This is a genomic window from Nocardioides jiangxiensis, from assembly GCF_030580915.1.
Lineage (GTDB): Bacteria > Actinomycetota > Actinomycetes > Propionibacteriales > Nocardioidaceae > Nocardioides > Nocardioides jiangxiensis.
This window is the reverse complement of record NZ_JAUQTA010000001.1, coordinates 303,073-322,420: the sequence shown is the minus strand read 5'-3', so window position 1 is coordinate 322,420 and position 19,348 is coordinate 303,073. Positions and strand designations below refer to the sequence as shown.

Sequence of the window (19,348 nt, the reverse complement as noted above, 5' to 3'; positions counted from 1 at the left end):
AAGGACCCCCGTGGCCTCGAACCTCGTCTCCGCGCGCAACATCGAGTTCCTGCTCTACGAGTGGCTCGACGTCGAGCGGCTCTCCGCCCGCGAGCGCTTCGCCGAGCACTCCCGCGAGTCGTACGACGCGCTGCTCGCGCTCTCCGAGCAGCTCGCGACGGACCACTTCGCGACCCACTTCCGCAAGAGCGACGAGCAGGAGCCGACGTTCGACGGCACCACGGTGCACCTGATCCCCGAGATCGGGGAGGCCCTCAAGCGCTTCGCCGACATGGACGGCTTCGCCCTGCTCGCCGACGAGGAGTTCGGCGGCATGCAGCTCCCGGCGACCGTGGGCACCGCGGTCTCGACCTGGTTCACGGCGGCCAACATCGGAACCTTGTGCTACTCGTTCCTCACGCAGGCCAACGCCTCGCTCCTCGTCGCGCACGCCAGTGACGAGATCAAGGAGCGCTACGCCAAGCCGATGTTCGCCGGTCGCTTCTTCGGCACGATGGCGATGTCCGAGCCGCACGCCGGCACCTCGCTCGGCGACGTCACCACCCGCGCGATCCCGCAGGCCGACGGCACCTACCGTGTCTTCGGCTCGAAGATGTGGATCTCGGGCGGAGACCACGAGATCGCGGAGAACATCGTCCACCTCGTGCTCGCCAAGCTCCCCGACGCGCCCGAGGGGACCAGGGGCATCTCGCTCTTCGTCGTCCCCAAGTTCCTCGTCAACGAGGACGGTTCGCTCGGCGAGCGCAACGACGTGGTGCTCTCGAGCATCAACCACAAGCTCGGCTCGCGCGGCACGGTCAACACCGCGCCGGTCTTCGGCGACGGGGCCTTCCAGCCCGGGGGCGAGCCCGGCGCCGTCGGCTTCCTCGTGGGCGAGCCCCACAAGGGGCTGAAGTACATGTTCCACATGATGAACGCGGCCCGGCTCGCGGTCGGCACGGCGGCGACCGGCACGGCTTCCGCGGCGTACCTGAAGTCGCTCGACTACGCCCGCAACCGGCCGCAGGGCCGCGCGCTCACCACGAGCGACCAGTCCACCCCGCAGGTCGACATCATCGAGCACACCGACGTGCGCCGGATGCTGCTCGCGCAGAAGTCGTACGTCGAGGGCGCGATGGCGCTCACCCTCCTGTGCGCGAGCCTGCTCGACGACGAGAAGACCGCCGAGACCGAGGAGGCCCGCGCCGAGGCGTCGAAGGTGCTCGGCGTCCTGACGCCGATCGTCAAGTCGTGGCCGTCCCAGTGGGGTCAGGAGTCGACCTCGCTGGCCATCCAGGTGCTCGGCGGTGCCGGCTACACCCGCGACTACGACGTCGAGCAGCACTGGCGCGACCAGCGGCTGAACCCGATCCACGAGGGCACCCACGGGATCCAGGCCATGGACCTGCTCGGCCGCAAGATCCTCATGGACGGCGGCGCCGGCCTGATGGCACTGGCGGCCCGCATGGAGAAGACGATCGCGGCGGCCCGCGAGCTCGGCGGCGAGGCATCTGCCTACGCCGACCAGCTCAAGGCGCAGCTCGACCGGATCGGGGAGGTGACCTTCGGTCTGGTCGCCCTGGGCGAACCGGACAAGATCATGGCCAACGCCTCGGTCTACCTCGAGGCCGCCGGTCACCTCGTCGTGGCGTGGGTCTGGCTCGAGCAGCTGGTCGCCGCCGGTGACGAGCAGGGTGACTTCTACAGCGGCAAGCGCCAGGCCGGCCGGTACTTCTTCACCACCGAGCTGCCGAAGGTGACCCCGATGCTGGACCTGGTCGCGGCGGGTGACCTGACGTCGTACGAGATGCAGGACGCCTGGTTCTGACCCGCGGTGGAGGCCCGGACCGTCGATGGTCCGGGCCTTCGTCGTCCGGGCCTTCGTCGTCCGGGTCGTCGATGACCTAGGTCCTGGCGGTCGGGGGCGCCCGGCCCTGCCGGCTGGGCCCGTGACGCCGCAGGCTCGTTCCATGGAGAAGACGTCGGGTCCGGTGGTCGTGGGCTGGGATGCCAGCCCGGAGGCACACCTCGCACTGCAGCAGGCGCACGCGCGCGCTGAGCGGGAGTCACGTCCCCTGCGCGTGGTGATCGCGCTCGGTGACATCGGCCGACTCTCCCGCTGGGCCGACGAGTGGACCCGCGGTCTCGGCGACGAGTGGTGCGAGAAGGCCCGCAAGGTGCTCGCCGAGCTCGGGCGCCCCGACCTGGTCCCCGACCTCGTCGTGGGCACACCGGCGGAGGTGCTGGCCCGTGAGAGCCGCACCGCCTCCGCCGTGGTGGTCGGTGCCGGCGGCCACGGACCGCTCTTCGGCCGGCTGCTGGGCTCGGTGAGCCAGCAGCTGGCCCGTCACGCCGCCTGCCCGCTGCTCGTGGTGCGGGCGGGCGGAGTGGCGGTCGGTCCGGTGGTCGTCGGCGTCGACGGTTCGCCCGGCAGCATGGCGGCCTTGGAGTTCGCGCTGGCGGAGGGTGCGGCGCGCCGTGTCCCCGTCGACGCGCTCTACGTCCCGCAGCACCTGCCGGGCTACGTGTACTGGGAGGGGTCCACGCCGGTCGAGCTGCTGCGGGACCTCGAGGCCTACGACGCCGAGGTCCAGGCCAGCGTCGCCGATGTGCTGTCGCGCCACCCGGAGGTGGTCGCGCAGGTGCGGACCGCCGACGGCTCGGCAGCTCACGAGATCACCCGGGCCTCGGAAAACGCCTCCCTGGTGGTCGTCGGCGCACGCGGCACCGGTGGCCTGCCCGGGCTGCTGCTCGGCTCGGTCGCGAACGCCGTGCTGCACCATTCGCACTGCCCGGTCGCGGTGATCCACGCGCCGGTCGAGGAGGAAGGAGACCTGCCATGCGACTGATCGACGAGGCGGAGAAGCTGTTCCAGGGAGAGATCGTCGAGCTGGCCCGGCCGGAGTGCCTGCGCCTGCTCGCGCAGAGCCGGGTGGGGCGGGTGGCGGTCAATGACGCCGACGGTCCGCTGGTGGCCCCGGTCAACGGGCGCACCGACGGTGTCGACGTGTACTTCCGGCTGCGGGAGGGGTCGCTGCTCGCCGCTGCGCTCGCCGACGGGCGCGCGTCGTACGAGATCGACGGGTTCGACGAGTTCCGCCAGGCGGGCTGGAGCGTCCTGGTCCGCGGTGACGCGCACCGGATCAGTCCCGAGGACCTGCCCGAGCACCGGTCGGAGTGGCCGCGCCCCTGGGCTGCGGGGGAGCGAGACGTGTGGATCCGGCTCTCGGGCGACACCATCTCGGGACGGAGGCTGCAACCATGACCCGAACTTCCCTGTCTGGGTTGTCGCGTTCCGGTAGAACGGTGTCATGACGATCCGTGTGTTCCTGCTCGACGACCACGAGGTCGTCCGTCGCGGCCTCCGCGACCTCCTCGAGTCCGCAGGCGACATCGAGGTCGTGGGGGAGAGTGGCTCGGCGGTCCAGGCGACCGCGATGATCCCCGCGCTCAAGCCCGACGTCGCCGTCCTCGACGGGCGCCTGCCCGACGGCAGCGGAGTCGACGTGTGCCGCGACATCCGCTCGGTCGACCCCACGATCCGCGGTCTCGTGCTGACGTCGTACGACGACGACGAGGCGCTCTTCGCGGCGATCATGGCCGGCGCGTCCGGCTACGTCCTGAAGCAGATCACCGGCACCGACCTGATCGACGCCGTGCGTCGCGTCGCCGAGGGTCAGTCGCTGATCGACCCGACGCTGACCGCACGGGTCCTCGAGCGGGTGCGCTCGGGTGCGTCGGGCCCGGAGGAGCTCGAGTCGCTCACCGCCCGTGAGCGGGAGATCTTCGAGCTGATCGCCGAGGGCCTGACCAACCGACAGATCGGCGAGCGGCTCTTCCTCGCCGAGAAGACGGTCAAGAACTACGTCTCGAACCTGCTCGCCAAGCTCGGCCTGGAGCGCCGCACCCAGGCGGCCGTCCTGGCTTCACGCCTGCTGCACTGACGACCCGGAGAGGGGCACGCGCAGCAGCAGGCGCGTGCCGCGCGGGTCCGCCGGCAGCACGGAGAGCGAGCCCCCGAGACCGTCCGCGCGCTGGCGCAGGTTCCGCAGGCCGCTCTCCCGGCCACCGGGAGTGATGCCGATGCCGTCGTCGGTGACGGTGAGGACGACCTCCTCGGAGTCGGTGGAGACCGAGACCGCGATGCTGCGCGCGGACGCGTGCCGCGCGGCGTTCGAGAGGGCTTCGCGGCAGGCTGCGACGAGGTGCTCGCAGATGTCGGCGGAGACCGCCGTGTCGACGGGCCCGGCCGTGCGGACGACGGGGGCGAAGCCGAGCACGCCTTCGTACTCGAGTGCCAGAGCAGCGACCTGTGCGCGCAGCGACGTTGCTCCCGGCCTCTGGAGGGCGAAGATGGTGCTGCGGATGTCGCGGATCGTCGTGTCGAGGTCCGCGACCGTGCTGTCGATGCGGTCGGCGACGACCGGTGACACGACCTGTCCGCGCACGCCCTGGAGCTGGAGGCCGGTAGCGAAGAGGCGCTGGATCACGAGGTCGTGCAGGTCGCGGGCGATGCGGTCGCGGTCGGAGACGATCGCGAGCTCGGCGCGGTCCGCGAGGGCACGCGCACGGTCGAGGGCCAGGCCGGCCTGCTCGCCGAAGGAGCTGAGCATGTCGAGGTCGGCGCGCAGCATGCCGCGCTCCTGACGGGGGTCGAGGACGACCACGAGGACGGCGGCGCCGAAGAGCTCGGCGCGGACCGGCACGGCGACCGCCAGCAGCTCGTCGTCGAGGGCGACCGGGTCGGGACGGCCACCGGCGAAGGCCTCGAGCACGGCGTCCTGCGCCTTCGCGACGACGAGCGGCGCCGAGTCCGCTTCCCGCCCCTCCGTGCTCACGATGCTCGGGGTGCCGGTGGCATCGGAGAGGACGGCGACGAGCGGAGAGCGCGACACCACCCGGGCGGCCACGGCGACGAGGTCGAGCGCCTCCTTGGTGGTCGACCCGGGACGCAGCGCCTGCTCGAGCCGGGCGGTGGCCTCGAGCCAGACCCGCTGCCGCTCGGAGAGGGCGTAGGCGCGGGCGTTCTGCACGACGACGCCCGCGGCGCTGGCGAGGGCCTCGACGAGCGCCTGGTCCTGCTCGGTGAACTCGGCCCGGCCAGCCTTCTCGGTGAGGTACAGGTTGCCGAACGCCACACCGCGGATCAGGACGGGGACGCCCAGGAAGCTCGTCATGGGCGGGTGGTTCGCCGGGAAGCCGTACGACGCGGCGTGCTCCTGCAGGTGTGGCAGGCGGAGCGGCCCGGGGTGCCGGATGAGGAGTCCGAGGATGCCGCGGCCGTGCGGCGGGTCGCCGATCCTGGCGCGCTCGTCGTCGTCGACGCCGTGCGTGATGAAGGCGGCCAGGTCGTCGTGGTCGCCGATGACGCCGAGCGCGCCGTAGCGCGCCCCGGTCAGCTCGCAGGCCGACTCCACGATCCGACGCAGCACCTTGTCCAGGTCCAGGTCGGAGCTCATCGCCGCGACGGCCTCCAGCAGCACACGCGCGTCCGTGCTGAGTCCCTCCTCGGTCCCCTCCATGCGTCCCATGGTCGCAGGAGCATGCCCGTGCATGTAACAAAATCACCCCACCGAACGGACATCCGTTCGGGTCACCCCGATCCGCCGACCGGTCAGCTCGTCCCAGCGCAGCCGCAGGTAGAGGGTCCGTGCACCGGTCGCCCACGGGTCGGGGTCGTGGAAGGTGCGCAGGAACCTGGCTTCTGCCAGGTCCTCGACCCGTTCGCAGGTGCCGACAGCGATGACGCTCCAGCCCGAGCGTGTGGCTTCGTCGTAGGAGTCGACCTCGTAGGCGATGCGGGCGCTCCACCCGTAGGTCCCGAGCTGGCTGTAGGGAGAGGTGCGCAGGATGAGGGCGTCGTCCACGACCGTGTGGTTGACCGGCACGATGACCGGGCCCTGCGGTGTGCTGAGGGCGCAGCGGCCGACCGTGGTGGCGGCCAGGAGGTCCCGGCACTCGCGGTAGCGCAGCTCGGTGTCCATGCCTCCAGCGTGCGTGTTCCGTCTCGTGGCCACACGGGTAGGAGGTCCTGACCCCGAGGGACCTCGCTCACTGGTCTGCCGGCGGTGCGCGAGCGACTGTTGGAGGTAGACAGCAGAGCGGACGCCGGAAGGAGACGACGATGATGTTCGACGACTACGGGAACCACGCCTGGGCCTGGATGGGGCTGGCGATGGTCGGTTCGGTGGTGGTCCTCGTCGTGGCCGGGATCTGGCTGGTCGAGCTCGTGGCGGGCTGGCCCTGGCGCGACCGGGACCACCCCATTCGCGACGAGGTGCAGCACCTCGAGCACAGCCCGCGGCGGGAGGCGCGCCGCCTGCTGGACGAGCGGCTCGCGCGCGGGGAGATCGACCCCGAGGAGTACCGGTCGCGACGGCGTGCGCTCGACGAGTGACCGCGCTGACGACGACGAGTGGAGAGACCAGAGCGGGTCTCTCCACTTCCAAGGTATAGCCGTCAGGGGGTCTTGCGGCAAGGCCCCCTCGGCCCTGCAGAATCCTCGGTCCCGCTGCCCGCCGGCGGCGGGGAGACCCTCCGAGGAGCCGCGTGACCACGTCCGTCTTCGACCTGCCCGACGCCCTGGCCGGCAAGGCCCGGCCCGACCTCATCGCCGCTGACGCCACCCACTTCGCCCACATCGAGCGGGTCCTTGCCGACCAGCTGGGCGGGCTCGCCGACCGCCTCGACGAGACCCGTCGCCAGCCCGGCGGCCACGGCCAGGCGGCGCTCGACCGCGACCTCGAGATCCACCGGCTCACTGCCCGCGCGCGGATGCTGCGCCGGTACAGCCTGGACCTCTGCCTGGGACGGATGGTCCGGGCCGACGACCCGGGCCATCCCGTCTACATCGGGCGCCTCGGGCTCATCGACGGCGACGGTCGGCAGCTCCTGGTCGACTGGCGGTCGCCCGCAGCCGAGCCCTTCTTCGCGGCCACGGCCGCGGATCCGCGCGGGCTCGCGAGCCGGCGCCGGTACCGGTGGACGGGCGGACGCATCACCGACTTCTGGGACGAGGCGTGGACCGAGGAGGGGAGGGCGCACGCGGCGCTCGACGACGACTCCGCGTTCCTCGCCAGCCTCGGCAGCAGCCGCGAGCCGCGGATGCGCGACGTCCTCGGCACGCTGCAGGCCGACCAGGACGCGATCATCCGGGCCGGTTCGCGCGGAGCGCTGGTCGTGGACGGCGGTCCGGGCACCGGCAAGACCGTCGTGGCGCTGCACCGCGCGGCCTACCTCCTGTACGCCGACCCTCGCCTGGGCCGGGAACAGGGCACCCGTCGTGGTGGCGTCCTCGTGGTCGGGCCGCACCAGCCCTACCTCGCCTACGTGGCGGATGTGCTGCCGAGCCTGGGCGAGGAGGGCGTGCAGACGTGCACGCTTCGCGACCTCGTGCCCGGCTGTGGTGACCTCCGGCACGAGCAGGACGCCGCCGTGGCCCGGCTGAAGGCCGACCGGCGCATGGTGGAGGCGATCGAGCCGGCAGTCGGCCTCTACGAGGAGCCACCGACCACTTCGCTCCTCGTCGAGACGCCCTGGGGCGACCTTCGCCTGACGGCGGGGGACTGGGCCGAGGCCTTCGGCACCCCCGACCCCGGTACGCCGCACAACGAGGCCCGGGCCGAGGTGCATGACGCCCTCGTCGACATCCTGCTGGACCGGTACAACGGCGACGACGGCGAGCGCGACCGCCTCCGACGCCACCTCCGGCGACACCCGGCCCTCGTCGACGCGCTCGGTGGGGCGTGGCCGCTGCTCGACCCGTTCGACGTCGTCGGCGACCTGTGGGAGGTGCCGGCCTACCTGCGGCACTGCGCTCCGTGGCTCGGGTCGGAGGAGCTGCAGCTGCTCCGACGGACCGACCCGCGGGCCTGGACCATGGCGGACCTCCCGCTGCTGGATGCAGCGCGTCGGCGAGTGGGTGACCCTGACGCGTCGCGGCGCAGGGCGCGCAACGAGGCGGTGCTGGCATCCGAACGTGCCGAACGGTCCTTCGTCATCGACCAGCTGATCGAGCACGACGACTCGGAGATGAAGCTGATGTCCATGCTGCGCGGGCAGGACGCGCAGAACGACCTCGACGATCCCTCCGGCCTGGTCGAAGTCTCCCCGAACCTGCTCGCCGGGCCCTTCGCCCACATCGTCGTCGACGAGGCGCAGGAGCTCACCGATGCCGAGTGGCAGACGCTCCTCGCCCGCTGCCCGAGCCGGAGCTTCACCATCGTCGGTGACCGCGCACAGGCGCGCGCCGGGTTTCCCGAGAGCTGGGAGGCGCGGCTGCGGCGCGTCGGCTTCACCGAGGTCCGGACGGCGTCGCTGTCGATCAACTACCGCACGCCCGAGGAGGTGATGGCGGAGGCGGCGCCGGTGATCCGGCAGGAGATCCCCGACGCCAACGTCCCGACGTCGATCCGGCGCGCCGGCGTCGCGGTCCGCCACGGAGTGCGTGCCGGGCTGGCCGGCGTCGTGGCGGACTGGGTCGCGGCGAACCCGAGCGGAACGGCGTGCGTCATCGGCGACCCGTCGTACGCTGCGACGGACCGGGTGCAGTCGCTGAGCCCCACGCTCGCGAAGGGCCTCGAGTTCGACCTCGTCGTGCTCGTGGACCCGGGTTCCTTCGGCGCCGGGGTGGCAGGTGCGGTCGACCGCTACGTGGCCATGACCCGGACGACGCGCGAGCTGGTCGTCCTCTCCTGACCGCTCAGCGCTCCTGCACGACCCAGATCCAGTTGCCGTCGGGATCGGTGACGGAGAACATGCGCGGCACGGTGCCGTCACCGCCCATCGGTTCGCCCAGCGTGGCGCCGGCGGCCTCGAGAACGGCGCGGGTGGCGTCGACGTCCGGGGTCTCGACGCCGATGGCGCCGCCGCCGGGCTCGCCGTTCATCGGCGGGTTGAGCGCGAGGCGGGCATCGGAGCCCGGGGGAGCGACCTCGACCCAGCGACCCGCCTGGTCACCCTCGCCGAAGGAGACGTCCGAGCGCACCTCCCACCCGAGGGTGCCGGTGTAGTAGGCGACTGCTGCGTCCTGGTCCGCGACGGAGAACATGGCGACGGCGATCTTCGAGATGGTCATGGAGCCACCCTGCGCCGCTCCGGCAGCGCGGGGCAAGGCCCCGCGGCCGGGGTGCGCGTCCCCATCCGGGATGATCGGGGCATGGACACCACCCGCCACCGCGAGTCCTGAGCCGTGGCGGAGCTCTTCGTCCTCGAGATGGACGGCCTGCAGCAGTCGGCGGTCGATCCCGACGACCCGACCCGGCTGGTCTTCGACTACGTGCGCCGCATCGGCGACCTCATCGACGCGATGCCTGCCGGGCCGCTCCGGGTGCTCCACGTCGGCGGTGCGGCGATGACGCTGCCGCGGTACGTCGCGGCCACCCGTCGGGGTTCGCGCCAGGTCGTGCTCGAGCCCGACGAGTCGGTGATCGCGCGGGTCGAGCGGGAGCTCCCGCTTCCGCCGCGCTCCGGGATCGAGGTCCGGGCCGAGGACGGTCAGACCGGCGTCGCCGGGATCCGGCCCGGTTCGCAGGACCTCGTCATCCTCGACGCGTACGACGGGGGCGTCGTGCCCGAGGCTCTGACGTCTGCCCCGTGGATCCGTCAGGTGCGGGGCGTCCTGGCTCCGCGCGGGGTGTGCGTGGCCAACATCGTCGACCGGCCGCCGTACCCCCGGATCCGGCCGTTCGTCGCGGCGGCGCGCGACTTCGGCGGCCTCGTGGTCGCGGTCGAGCCTGCGACGCTCAAGGGGCGTCGCGAGGGCAACATGCTGATCGCGTGCGGGGCGGTGCCGCGCGAGGCGTTCCCCGACGACGCGACCGAGTTCCGGGTCTTCCGCGGGCAGGCGGTTGCCGACGCCTTCGGCTGACGGCGTTCATGCCTCGGCGTGCAGCCGGGTCAGGGGCCCGGGAAGCCGGCGCGACCGGACGGTGCGGCCGTCCCAGTCGATCTCGACGTCGTCGAGTCCCAGCTCGCCGGTGTGGCGGTTGAGCCAGCCCAGTGCCTTCGCGAGGAGGACGGGTCGCCTGACGCGGTCGCGGTCGTAGCCGAGCAACGTGCCCGGGCGGCCGCGGCTGACGATGAGCGCATGCACGGTCGGGCGCTCGCCGGGTTCCAGGCGGAAGTCGCGGACCCGCTCCTCGAGCACCTCACCTCCCGGGCCCACGACCGTGCTCTCCAGCAGGGTCGAGGCACGGTGCAGCGTGCGTCCCGGTGCCGCCTCCGGCTGGGGTACGACGACGCCGGCGCGGCGCTTGCGCAGCGTCACCTCGCTGTCGAGCTGCTTCACGTCCTCGATCGAGATCCAGCCCGGCCGGCCGCGGTCGCGCCACTGCGGCCCGAGCCGCACCCACCAGGCGAGGGCCCGGTCGTCGTGGCGGGTGGCCACCCGGACCACGAGGGCGGCCGGCCCGAGCAGGAGGCCGGTGACCTCCAGCCGCCCGTCGGCGTACTCGGTGATCTCGAGGTCGTCGACCTTGCCGACGAGCGCGCCGTCGACATCCACGACCTGGCGGTCGAGGAGGTGCAGCGCAGCGTCGAGGTGACCGTGCAGGCGTGCCATCAGGCCCCCATTCCGGTGATCACCATCAGCGGCAGCGCGGCCAGCGCGACCACCGTCAGGAGCACCAGGTAGACGAGGCCGAGGGCGTTCGTGACCCGGCCGTTGACGTACTCGCCGAGGTAGTCGGGATCGTTGGCCACGACGAGGATCGGGAAGTAGGTGAGGGGGAGCGCGACCGCCGAGAACACGACGGAGGCCTCCGTGACGAGGATCGGGTCCACGGTCGACATGAGCACGGCGACTGCGGCGAGCGTCGCGACCAGCAGCATGGCGTGGAAGCGCGAGGCCTGGCGCGGGGTGACGAACTTGCCCCACTGCCACCCGAAGTACTGCGCGATCGAGTAGCCGACGCCGAGTCCTGTCTCGCAGGCGGCACCGAAGGTCGCGGCGACGAAGCCGATGATCACGACGGCGAGCCCGACCTTGCCCAGCGCCACCGCGACCGGCAGCGCCACCTGGCCGAGCGCGTCGACGCCGATGCCCTGCGGCAGCAGGACGGCGGTCGCGACGCCCGCGATCGAGAGCGACAGCAGGCCGCCGAGGGGGAAGCCGATGAAGACGTTGGCGCGCATGACGCCGAGGTCCTCGGGCGTCCACTTCTCCTCGACGCCCCCGCTGGAGAAGAAGAAGACCTCGTAGGGCGTCATCGCGGCGCCGAACAGCGCGACGGCGTAGTACGCCCACGTGGACCAGTCCTCGTCGGCGGGCTTGTCGAAGCGGGCGGCCTGGCCCAGGTAGTCGCCCCAGTCCGGGCCGAGCTGCCACAGCGCCACCGAGAAGGCGACGAGGCAGAGGCCGAGGAGGCCGAGGACGTTCTCCATGTGCGAGAACTTCGCGCGCCACAGGACGAGCCACACGACGAGTGCCACGAACGGCACGAGCAGCAGGTAGCTGACCGAGCTGACCAGCTCCAGCGACAGCGCGACGCCGCCGATCTCCGCGATGAAGGTCAGGAACGTGACCAGCATCGACGCGACGAGGTTGAGCAGGCCGAGCCGGGGGCCGAGCCGCTCGCGGACCAGGTCGAACGTCGCGCGGCGCGAGACGCAGGCGACGCGGCCGGACATCTCGGCGTACACGCAGATGCCGAGCACGCCGACGGCGACGACGACGCCCATCGACATGCCGAAGCGGGAGCCCACGACGGCGTTGGTGACCAGGTCGCCGATGTCGACGAAGCCGCCGATCGCGGTCAGGATGCCGAGGGCGACGGCCAGGTACTTCTTCACAGCCGGTCACCCGCCTCGAGCAGGCGGTGCCGTACGTCGGCCAGCTCGCGCCGGTCGTCGTCGAACGACGCCGTCTCTCCGTCGACGAGGTCCATCCGCGCGGTGCGGACGGCGTCGTCGGCGTCGCTGAGGACCTGGTCGACCTTGTCGGCCAGTCCGGCGACGCCGGCCGGGGGTTGCACCGTGCTGACCGAGTCGACGGCCTTGCCCAGCGAGTCCTCGGAGTGCACGAGCGTGGAGACCCCGAAGCCGCCGAGCAGGTGCCCGTCCTTCTGCTGCTCCAGCACGAGCGACGCGGTGCCCACCAGTGCCACCGCGTCGTCGACCGCGGTGCTCGCGGTCTCCCGCCAGGACTGCTCGTCCGGCCGTGCCGGGACCCGACCGCAGGCGGCGGTGGCGGCGACGGCGAGGACGAGGAGCACGGCGGAGAGCCTGCGTCGAGGCTCTCTCCGCCGGACCTGGGCAGTCAGGAGGTCGGTCACGACGTCGCTGTACCCAGCAACGCGGGACCTGATCCGTGCGTTTGCCTCCGCTGGGTCCGGATGCGTCGGCCGGCGACGCCGGGCCGTGGCGTCAGCCGGTGATGTCGCGGCCGAGGATCTGGCGGGCGATGACCCACTTCTGGATCTCGTTGGTGCCCTCGTAGATCTCGCCGATCTTGGAGTCCCGGTAGAGCGCCTCCACCGGCCCCGGAGTGCCGTCCGCGGCCAGCTCGCGGGCGAAGCCGAAGCCGCCGTAGGCCTGCACCGCGTCGCGGGCGATGTCGACCGAGAGGCGGGTGCCGTAGAGCTTGGCCATCGCGGCCTCGGGCTCGGGGAACGGGTTGCCCGCGTCCAGGCGCAGGGCTGCCTTGAGGTAGAGGTTGCGCGCGTTCTCGATCTCGGTCGCGCGGTCGGCGAGGAGGAACTGCCAGTGCTGGTTGGCGCCGACCTTGCGTCCGAACGCCTCGCGGGTGGAGACCTGCTCGACGATCAGGTCGAAGGCGCGCTGGGCCATGCCGACCCCGGCGGCGGCGATGCCGATGCGGCCGAAGGTGAGTGTCTGCAGCGCCTGGCGCAGGCCGTGGCCCTCGACGCCGCCGAGGAGCTCGGCGCCGTCGATGTGGACGTCGGTGAAGTGGACGTCCGCCGTCAGCTGGCCACGGTTGCCCATCTTGCGGTCGGGGGTGCCGACGGTGACGCCCGGCAGCGAGGTGTCGACGATGAACATCGACATCCGCTCGCCGGTCTTGGCCAGGACCACGATCTCGCCGGCGACGGGCGAGTTGGAGATCCAGCGCTTGTGGCCGTTGAGCACCCAGCCGCCGGCGGTCGGCACGGCCTCGGTCTTCAGGGCGTCGATGGAGAGGTCGGTCGACGCGTCCGGCTCGGTGGTGGCGAAGGCGCCGACGATCTCGCCGGAGACGATCTTGGTCAGCCAGCGCTGCTTCTGCTCGTCGGTGCCCTGGTTGAGGGCGTTGCCCGACAGGATGCAGTGGACGTCGAAGACTGCGCCGATGCTGCTGGAGTGGTAGGCGAGCTCCTCGATCGTGGCGGCGGTCGCGGTGGCCGGGTGCGCCAGGCCGTGGCCGCCGACCTCGCTGCCGAAGCCGACGCCGAAGAGGCCCTCGGCGGCGAGGGCGTCGAAGACGTCGCGGGGGAAGCCGTCGACCTGCTCGTCGCCGTTCGCGATCCGCGCGGCGGCGGGCGCGACGATGCGGTCGGCGACCTCGCGGGCCCGGGCGCGGGCGTCGAGGACGTCCTGGGGCGAGAGCAGGTCGTGGAAGAGCTTGTCGTACTGGCGCGCAACGATCATGCGCGCAACATATCATTCGTGACGCGAATGAATTAGGCGTTCTCTCCGTCGAACGCCTCGATCAGCGGCTGGCTGGTGGCGATCGTCTGCAGCGAGGTGAGCAGGTCGCCGGCGCGGCCGCCGAGCTCGTCGTCGATCATCCGGTCCACCCGCCCGAACGCCGCCACGATCTGCTGCAGCAACGCGCGGCCGTCGCGGGTCAGGGCGACCACGTAGCGCCGGCGATCGGCGGTGTCGCGCTCGCGGACCACTGCGTCGAGGGACTCGAGGTGGTCGAGGGCGGCGGCCATCGTGGCCGGGTCGATGCGTAGCTGGCGGCCCAGGTCGACCTGTCCGGTGGGGCCGAGGTCGGCGAGCAGCTGGAGCACGCTGAAGTGCCGCACGCGGACACCGAGCGGGCTGATCGCCTGCTCCTGGAGCCGGTAGGCGACCTGGCCGAGCCGCACGAGCAGGCAGCTCGGGTGGTTGGCGATCCCGCCGGGGACGAGGGTCGGCCTCGTCGTCTCTGAAGCCTGTGCGCCGCCCGTCATGCCCGGAAGGTTACCGGGGCGGGAGCACCTGGACCCCCGCGAGCAGGAGGATGTTCAGGTCGAGCAGCCACTCGACGCGCGAGCGCTCCTCGAAGAGACGGTTCGCCTCGGTGACGTGGATGCGGGCCCGGGACCGGGTCCAGCCGTTGACGGCGCACAGGTGGTCGAACGCCCGCTCGTGGTGGCCGCGCAGCCCTGCGAGCCCGAGGTGGGTCGTCTCGTGGCACCGGGTGCAGAGGCAGACCAGGCGGCGCAGCCGCTGCACGGGCATGCCGAACGACGCGAACGGCTCGTCGGTCGGCGCCTCGTCGTAGGCCCAGCGCTCGTGGGCCTCGAGCCAGATCCGCTGCTGTGGCCGGGCCGGCTCCCCGCAGGCCTCGCACCGGTGTCCGGCTCGTTCGTAGACCATCCGCCGCACGCGGTCCCAGTCGGCGGGCGCGAGGTGCGAGCGGACGTTGGTGAACCAGCAGGACGCCGGAACCAGGTCGACGAAGAGCGGTGCGCCGTCCGGTGCCGGGTTGAAGGTCCGGTCCTCGCCGGGCAGGACCTCGGGAAGCGGGCGCCGGGGCGGGGGAGTCACGCCTCCATCCTCACGCACCGGCCTCAGGCGCCGGCGACGGTGTCGACCACGAGCATCTCGACGACGCCGTCGAGTCCGCTCTCCTGCAGGGCGCGGCGTTGGCGGCGGGCACCGTTGCCGAGCGTGAACAGGCGTTCGATGCGGTGGGTGACGAGCTCCTCGTCGCCTGCGTCGCGCAGAGCCTCGCGGACGTGCTCCACGAGCGCTCCGACGGCCGACCGCGGCGCGACCGACGTACACGCCAAGGGGTCGAGCAGGTCGCCGTCGATGCCGAAGCGTGAGGCCCGCCAGGTGGCGAGCCGGATCAGGTCGCTCGGCACGTCGGGTGGTGCCTCGCCCGCCGCCCACGCGCGGGCGGCGGTCTCGACGAGCGCCCGGGTGAGGGACGCGACCAGGATGGTATCGCCCACGTCCAGGCAGACGTCGGGGACGCGGATCTCCACGGTCGGGTTGGCGACGGAGACGCGCGCGTCGAAGTAGACCATCCCGTCGTCGAGGAGGACCCCGGTCCGGATCATCGACTCGACGAGCGCGTGGTACCTGTCGGCACTGCCGAGGACGTCGATCGGTCCGGCGCCGGGCCAGCGCCCCATGACCTGGGTGCGCCAGCTGGCGTAGTCGCTGTCGCCGCCCTGCCAGAGCGGCGAGTTGGCGCTGAGCGCGAGCAGCACCGGCAGCCAGGCCCGGATCCGGTCGAGGACCCCGACGGCCTCCTCGTCCGAGTCGACGGCGACGTGCACGTGGCAGCCGCAGGTCAGGTGCTCGCGCGACAGCAGTCCGAACTGGCGGTCCATCCGGTCGTAGCGGTCGGTGTGCACCTGCAGGGGTACGACGGGCACCGGCGACGTGCCGCTGGCGAGGAGTCGTGCCCCGGCCCGCTCGGCCGCTGTCGCTGCCTTCCGGCGCCACGAGGAGAGGTCGGCGACGAGGCTGCTCATCGTCGTGTGGGGCGAGCTGTTGGACTCCAGCTGCTGCTGCTTGAGCTCGGCGACGAGCGACCCCTCCGTCGCGGTGCCACTGCGTGTGCCGTCCTGTCCGGTGAGAGGGGTGGCCAGCAGCAGCACCTCGGCAGCGGTGGGGCGGCTGTCGTCGCGGTGCGCGTCCAGCAGGAGGAACTCCTCCTCCACTCCGACGGTGCGCATGGCCGTCCTGTTCCCGCGGTTGTGCCGGCCCATGCCGCGTGACACCGTCGAGGGCAGGGAACGGAGGACGCATGTGCCGACTGCTCGGATACGTCACGGATGAGCCGACGTCGCTCGTCGACCTGCTCGGGCAGGAGGACTTCGACGCCTTCACGGCCCTCACCGTGGTGCACGACGACGGCTGGGGCATGGCCTGGCGTGACCAGGCCGGTCGGTTGCAGCGACGTGGCTCGGCCTGTTCGGCGGCGGGTGATCCGGCGTACGCCGATCTGGCGGCGCAGCCTCTCGGCCGCGCCGGGATCGTGCACCTGCGCTGGGCCTCGCCGGGCATCGCAGTGAGGGCGGAGAACACCCACCCCTTCGTGGCGGGCGACCTGGCCATGGCGCACAACGGTCACATCGCGCCCGTCGACCGGCTGGAACGGCTGCTGACGCCCGCGTCGCGGGCGGTCCTGCGCGGTGACACCGACAGCGAGCGCTATTTCCGTTACGTGCTCCAGTGCATCGAGGCTGCCGGTGACGAGGCGGTCGGGCTCGGCGAGGCCGTGGCCACGCTCGAGGCGGAGTTCCCGTATGCCAGCCTCAACGCGCTCCTGCTCACGCCGGCGCGCCTCCTAGCCGTGCACGTCAACAGCCACGCCTCGCCCCCGCCCGCACTCAAGGGGCTCGGCATCGCCGCGGAGCGGATCCGCCACACCGACGACGAGTACTTCGCGATGGACTTCCGCCGTTCGCCGGAGGGCGTGCAGCTGATCTCGAGCGGCATCGACCCCGAGGGCTGGGAGCCGGTGCCGGAGGACTCGATCGGGATCGTCGACCTGGCCGCGCGGTCGCTGGAGTGGCGGATCGCGGATCAGTCGCCCACCACGGATGCGCAGAAGGCGTCGATCGCGTCGACCATCTGGTCCAGCCCCGGCTGCTCGAGCGGGTAGTGGCCGGCGTTCTCCAGCATCACGGTCTGCACGGGCACCCGGGTGACCTGCTCGAGGAACGGCGTGGACAGGTGCAGCGGCGTCCATCGGTCCGCGGCCGGCTGGGTGAGCAGGACCGGGCAGACGGCGAAGTCGGCGGCCGCGAGGGGCGGGACGTAGTTCAGGTAGGAGTCGAGGAAAGCGATGGTGACGCTGTTGCCCGCGGAGGTCCGGTCGGCGTAGCAGGCCTTCTTCGCGGCGGGGTCGTTGACCAGGGTGCGCATCTTGCTGACCCAGCGCATGGGCACGCGGAGCCGGCGCAGGGGAGTTCTCGCCAGCAGCTTCATCAGGGTCGCGCCGAGCATGCCCGTGACCGGGTCGAACGCCGTTTCGCGGCGTACCCGCGCGGAGGACTGGTCGAGGAAGGTCATGCCGACGATGCCCGCGACGTCGCCGTTGAGCGAGGCGATGTGGAAGGTCTCCATGCCGCCTGCGGAGAGGCCGTAGAGCACGATCGGGCGGCCGTCCCGCTCCTTCTCGACGAGCGCCGAGCCGATGCGCACCCAGTCGTCGTAGGTGACGAGCGCGCCTGGTGCCACCTCTGTGATGCCATATGTCGGCATGTCGACAGCGACGGTCTCGTAGCCGCGCGCGGCGAGCGGGCGGCCCAGGATCGTCGTCATCTGGCGGCCGTTGGTGCCGACGCCGTGGAAGAGCAGGACCTTCACCGGCGCCTCGGGGTTGCGGTAGGCGTCGAGGTGGATCCGGTGCCCCTCGTGCTCCCACCACTCCTCGGCCGGCTCCGTCGCCGGGGTCAGCCGGTACGCCGGCGGCAGCTGCTGCTGGATGGTGCGCCAGGCGGTCTGCGATGCGTAGCTCATGGAAGTCCTCTCGTCCGGACCGATCGTGGCACGCGAACGGCCCGGACGAGGAGGGATCAGCGGTTGACGATGCAGGTGGTCGTGCCGTGTGCGACCAGGCGGCCGTCCTCGTCGACGACGCGTCCCTCCGCGGTCGCGATCCGGCCGCCCACGTGGATGATCTCGCCGGTCGCGGTGAGGCGGCGTCCGTCGGTGGCGACCGAGCCGGTGTAGTTCACCTTGAGCTCGACCGTCGCGTAGCTCTCGCCCGGTGCGAGCGTGGTGTGCACCGCGCAGCCCATGACCGAGTCGAGCAGGGTGGCGCAGATGCCGCCGTGCACGTTGCCCATCGGGTTGGCGAAGTCCGGACGCGTGGTCACGGCGAAGGCGACCCGCCCCTCGTCGATGAGCTCGATCTCCATGCCCAGCAGGCCGCCGATGTTGGGGATGGCGGACGTGTCCATGCCGGCGAAGAGGCGCAGCTGCTCGAGGCCGGTCAGCTCGGTGAGGGCGGTCATGCGGTGGCCTCCGTCCGAGTAGACTGAGTGGTCTACATCGTACGCTGCGCGGGTGGCTGACCTGACCGAACCCTGTCCCAACTGCGACACGCTGATGCGCTGGGAGACCTCCCACGAGCGCTGCGACGGCTGCGGCTACATCCGGCCCTGCTGTGAGGGCGCGCCCTGCCACTGAGCAGGCGCGCCAGGTGAGGCCTCCGGCGGCGCCGAGGCGTCAGCCGCGCCCGTAGCCGGCGGATGCCGGGTCGGTGCTCAGCACCCGCCGGGCGTACGCCGTCGTGGCGTCGTCGCCGAGGAACTCCACGACCCGCGCGACCCGCTCCCACGGCAGCGGCAGGAGGCCTGGGGTGCCCGGGACGTCGGGGGTGAGGCCGAGCTCGATGTCGGTGCGGCCGGTCATCATCCGCACGTTGAAGTCGTAGCGCTCCCGGGCGCCCTCGGCGGTCAGCGCCCGCACGACGCGGGCACCGACCTTGCGGCTGCCGGCCTCTGCGGCCCACTCGTCGAGCACCGCGACGACGGCCGCGCCGCCGTTGTGGTCGATGTCGGCCCAGACTCCCTCCATCGGGCCGAGCTGGCCGAGCAGGGTCGCGGCGGTCTTCTCGCCGATGCCGGTGACGCCGGGGAGGTTGTCGCTGGCGTCGCCGCGGAGGGCGGCGTACTCGAGGTAGCGCTCGGCCCGGACGCCGTACATCGCCTGGAGGCTGCGCGGGTTGAGCAGGGGTGAGCCGTTGATGCCGCCGTTGATGAGCCGGAGCACGCGGGTGTGCTCGCTGATCAGCGCGAACGCGTCGCGGTCGGAGGTGACGACGACGCAGTTCCAGCCGTTGCGCTCGGCCCAGGCAGCGGCCGAGGCGTTGACGTCGTCGGCCTCGAGGCCCGGGGGAGTCACGGTGGCGAGGCCGAGTGCGCCCAGGAGCGAGCCCGCACGCTCGAGCTGGTCGACGAGGTGGGCGTCCTTCTCCGCGCGGCCGGCCTTGTAGTCGGGATAGAGCTCACGCCGCTCGGACCGCTCGCGGTCGTCGATGCCGAAGAGCACGGCGTCCGGCGCGAAGGTGTCGATCGCCTCGAGGATCTGCCGCAGCATGCCGTGCAGCGCCCAGCTGGGGCGGCCGGCGCGGTCGGTCATGCCCGTGTGGGCTCGCGCGTGATGGTTGCGGTGCAGCAGCGACGGGGCGTCGACCACGAGGAGCAAGCGGCGTTCGGTGGCTTCGGCGGTCGACATCGGCGCCCATCCTAGGTCG

Annotated in this window: 21 protein-coding genes and 1 pseudogene; 9 read left to right on the top strand and 13 right to left on the bottom strand. The window is 72.1% G+C overall.

Features of this window, described 5'->3' with window-relative positions; genetic code table 11:
- The first annotated feature begins 10 nt into the window (after positions 1-10).
- The 4 genes from Q5722_RS01645 (at position 11) to Q5722_RS01630 (ending at position 3,923) form a co-directional block, all read left to right on the top strand.
- On the top strand, positions 11-1,807 hold the full coding sequence (locus Q5722_RS01645) for an acyl-CoA dehydrogenase (RefSeq protein ID WP_305026468.1): 1,797 nt from the start codon (positions 11-13) through the stop codon (positions 1,805-1,807).
- Between the two features lie 142 nt (positions 1,808-1,949).
- A complete protein-coding gene (locus Q5722_RS01640; RefSeq protein ID WP_305026467.1) occupies positions 1,950-2,828 on the top strand; it encodes a universal stress protein in 879 nt (292 codons plus the stop codon).
- Positions 2,819-3,244 carry a pyridoxamine 5'-phosphate oxidase family protein gene (locus Q5722_RS01635; protein WP_305026466.1) on the top strand — a complete coding sequence of 142 codons (426 nt, stop codon included), beginning with the start codon at positions 2,819-2,821 and terminating at the stop codon, positions 3,242-3,244. Before Q5722_RS01640 ends, Q5722_RS01635 begins: the two co-directional genes overlap by 10 nt.
- A gap of 46 nt (positions 3,245-3,290) precedes the next feature.
- Positions 3,291-3,923: a response regulator gene (locus Q5722_RS01630; RefSeq protein ID WP_305026465.1), complete on the top strand. Its 633-nt coding sequence runs from the start codon at positions 3,291-3,293 to the stop codon at positions 3,921-3,923.
- Positions 3,924-3,989: 66 nt separating this feature from the next.
- Here Q5722_RS01630 and Q5722_RS01625 read toward each other — a convergent pair.
- A pseudogene (locus tag Q5722_RS01625) lies at positions 3,990-5,438 on the bottom strand (GAF domain-containing sensor histidine kinase); the annotation flags it as partial.
- 105 nt (positions 5,439-5,543) lie between these two features.
- On the bottom strand, positions 5,544-5,963 hold the full coding sequence (locus Q5722_RS01620) for a pyridoxamine 5'-phosphate oxidase family protein (protein WP_305026463.1): 420 nt from the start codon (positions 5,961-5,963) through the stop codon (positions 5,544-5,546).
- 140 nt (positions 5,964-6,103) lie between these two features.
- Between Q5722_RS01620 and Q5722_RS01615 the strand changes: the two genes are divergently transcribed.
- Together Q5722_RS01615 and helR are read left to right on the top strand one after the other, a co-directional pair.
- A complete protein-coding gene (locus Q5722_RS01615) occupies positions 6,104-6,376 on the top strand; it encodes an SHOCT domain-containing protein (RefSeq protein ID WP_305026462.1) in 273 nt (90 codons plus the stop codon).
- Between the two features lie 152 nt (positions 6,377-6,528).
- Complete coding sequence (helR, locus tag Q5722_RS01610; RefSeq protein WP_305026461.1) at positions 6,529-8,676, top strand: RNA polymerase recycling motor ATPase HelR; 2,148 nt, start codon at positions 6,529-6,531, stop codon at positions 8,674-8,676.
- Between the two features lie 4 nt (positions 8,677-8,680).
- Here the strand turns inward: helR and Q5722_RS01605 are convergent, their stop codons facing one another.
- Positions 8,681-9,055 carry a VOC family protein gene (locus Q5722_RS01605; RefSeq protein WP_305026460.1) on the bottom strand — a complete coding sequence of 125 codons (375 nt, stop codon included), beginning with the start codon at positions 9,053-9,055 and terminating at the stop codon, positions 8,681-8,683.
- A gap of 114 nt (positions 9,056-9,169) precedes the next feature.
- Between Q5722_RS01605 and Q5722_RS01600 the strand changes: the two genes are divergently transcribed.
- Positions 9,170-9,847: a spermidine synthase gene (locus Q5722_RS01600; protein WP_305026459.1), complete on the top strand. Its 678-nt coding sequence runs from the start codon at positions 9,170-9,172 to the stop codon at positions 9,845-9,847.
- A gap of 6 nt (positions 9,848-9,853) precedes the next feature.
- Here the strand turns inward: Q5722_RS01600 and Q5722_RS01595 are convergent, their stop codons facing one another.
- The 7 genes from Q5722_RS01595 to Q5722_RS01565 form a co-directional block, all read right to left on the bottom strand.
- Entirely contained in the window at positions 9,854-10,540 is a 687-nt protein-coding gene (locus tag Q5722_RS01595; RefSeq protein WP_305026458.1) for a hypothetical protein, read from the bottom strand.
- Complete coding sequence (locus tag Q5722_RS01590) at positions 10,540-11,769, bottom strand: NRAMP family divalent metal transporter (RefSeq protein WP_305026457.1); 1,230 nt, start codon at positions 11,767-11,769, stop codon at positions 10,540-10,542. The genes Q5722_RS01595 and Q5722_RS01590 overlap by 1 nt, the downstream gene beginning before the upstream one ends.
- Positions 11,766-12,191 (bottom strand): hypothetical protein, encoded by a 426-nt coding sequence (locus Q5722_RS01585; RefSeq protein WP_305026456.1) that lies wholly within the window; start codon positions 12,189-12,191, stop codon positions 11,766-11,768. The genes Q5722_RS01590 and Q5722_RS01585 overlap by 4 nt, the downstream gene beginning before the upstream one ends.
- 151 nt (positions 12,192-12,342) lie before the next feature.
- Positions 12,343-13,563: an acyl-CoA dehydrogenase family protein gene (locus Q5722_RS01580; protein WP_305026455.1), complete on the bottom strand. Its 1,221-nt coding sequence runs from the start codon at positions 13,561-13,563 to the stop codon at positions 12,343-12,345.
- 32 nt (positions 13,564-13,595) lie between these two features.
- Positions 13,596-14,093 carry a MarR family winged helix-turn-helix transcriptional regulator gene (locus Q5722_RS01575; protein ID WP_305026454.1) on the bottom strand — a complete coding sequence of 166 codons (498 nt, stop codon included), beginning with the start codon at positions 14,091-14,093 and terminating at the stop codon, positions 13,596-13,598.
- A gap of 10 nt (positions 14,094-14,103) precedes the next feature.
- Complete coding sequence (locus tag Q5722_RS01570) at positions 14,104-14,673, bottom strand: HNH endonuclease (RefSeq protein ID WP_305026453.1); 570 nt, start codon at positions 14,671-14,673, stop codon at positions 14,104-14,106.
- A 23-nt stretch (positions 14,674-14,696) separates the two neighbouring features.
- On the bottom strand, positions 14,697-15,815 hold the full coding sequence (locus tag Q5722_RS01565; protein WP_305026452.1) for a carboxylate-amine ligase: 1,119 nt from the start codon (positions 15,813-15,815) through the stop codon (positions 14,697-14,699).
- A 71-nt stretch (positions 15,816-15,886) separates the two neighbouring features.
- Here Q5722_RS01565 and Q5722_RS01560 point away from each other — a divergent pair, with 71 nt between their 5' ends.
- Positions 15,887-16,747 carry a class II glutamine amidotransferase gene (locus Q5722_RS01560; RefSeq protein WP_305026451.1) on the top strand — a complete coding sequence of 287 codons (861 nt, stop codon included), beginning with the start codon at positions 15,887-15,889 and terminating at the stop codon, positions 16,745-16,747.
- Here the strand turns inward: Q5722_RS01560 and Q5722_RS01555 are convergent.
- On the bottom strand, positions 16,669-17,607 hold the full coding sequence (locus Q5722_RS01555; RefSeq protein WP_305026450.1) for an alpha/beta hydrolase: 939 nt from the start codon (positions 17,605-17,607) through the stop codon (positions 16,669-16,671). The genes Q5722_RS01560 and Q5722_RS01555 overlap by 79 nt on opposite strands.
- A gap of 56 nt (positions 17,608-17,663) precedes the next feature.
- On the bottom strand, positions 17,664-18,104 hold the full coding sequence (locus Q5722_RS01550) for a PaaI family thioesterase (protein ID WP_305026449.1): 441 nt from the start codon (positions 18,102-18,104) through the stop codon (positions 17,664-17,666).
- 52 nt (positions 18,105-18,156) lie between these two features.
- On the opposite strand from Q5722_RS01550, the gene Q5722_RS01545 reads away from it, so the two are divergent.
- Positions 18,157-18,279 (top strand): hypothetical protein, encoded by a 123-nt coding sequence (locus tag Q5722_RS01545; protein ID WP_305026448.1) that lies wholly within the window; start codon positions 18,157-18,159, stop codon positions 18,277-18,279.
- 39 nt (positions 18,280-18,318) lie between these two features.
- Here the strand turns inward: Q5722_RS01545 and Q5722_RS01540 are convergent, their stop codons facing one another.
- The gene (locus tag Q5722_RS01540) at positions 18,319-19,329 is read right to left on the bottom strand and encodes a 5'-3' exonuclease (protein ID WP_305026447.1); all 1,011 of its coding nucleotides are present in this window, start codon (positions 19,327-19,329) and stop codon (positions 18,319-18,321) included.
- Positions 19,330-19,348: the final 19 nt, after the last annotated feature.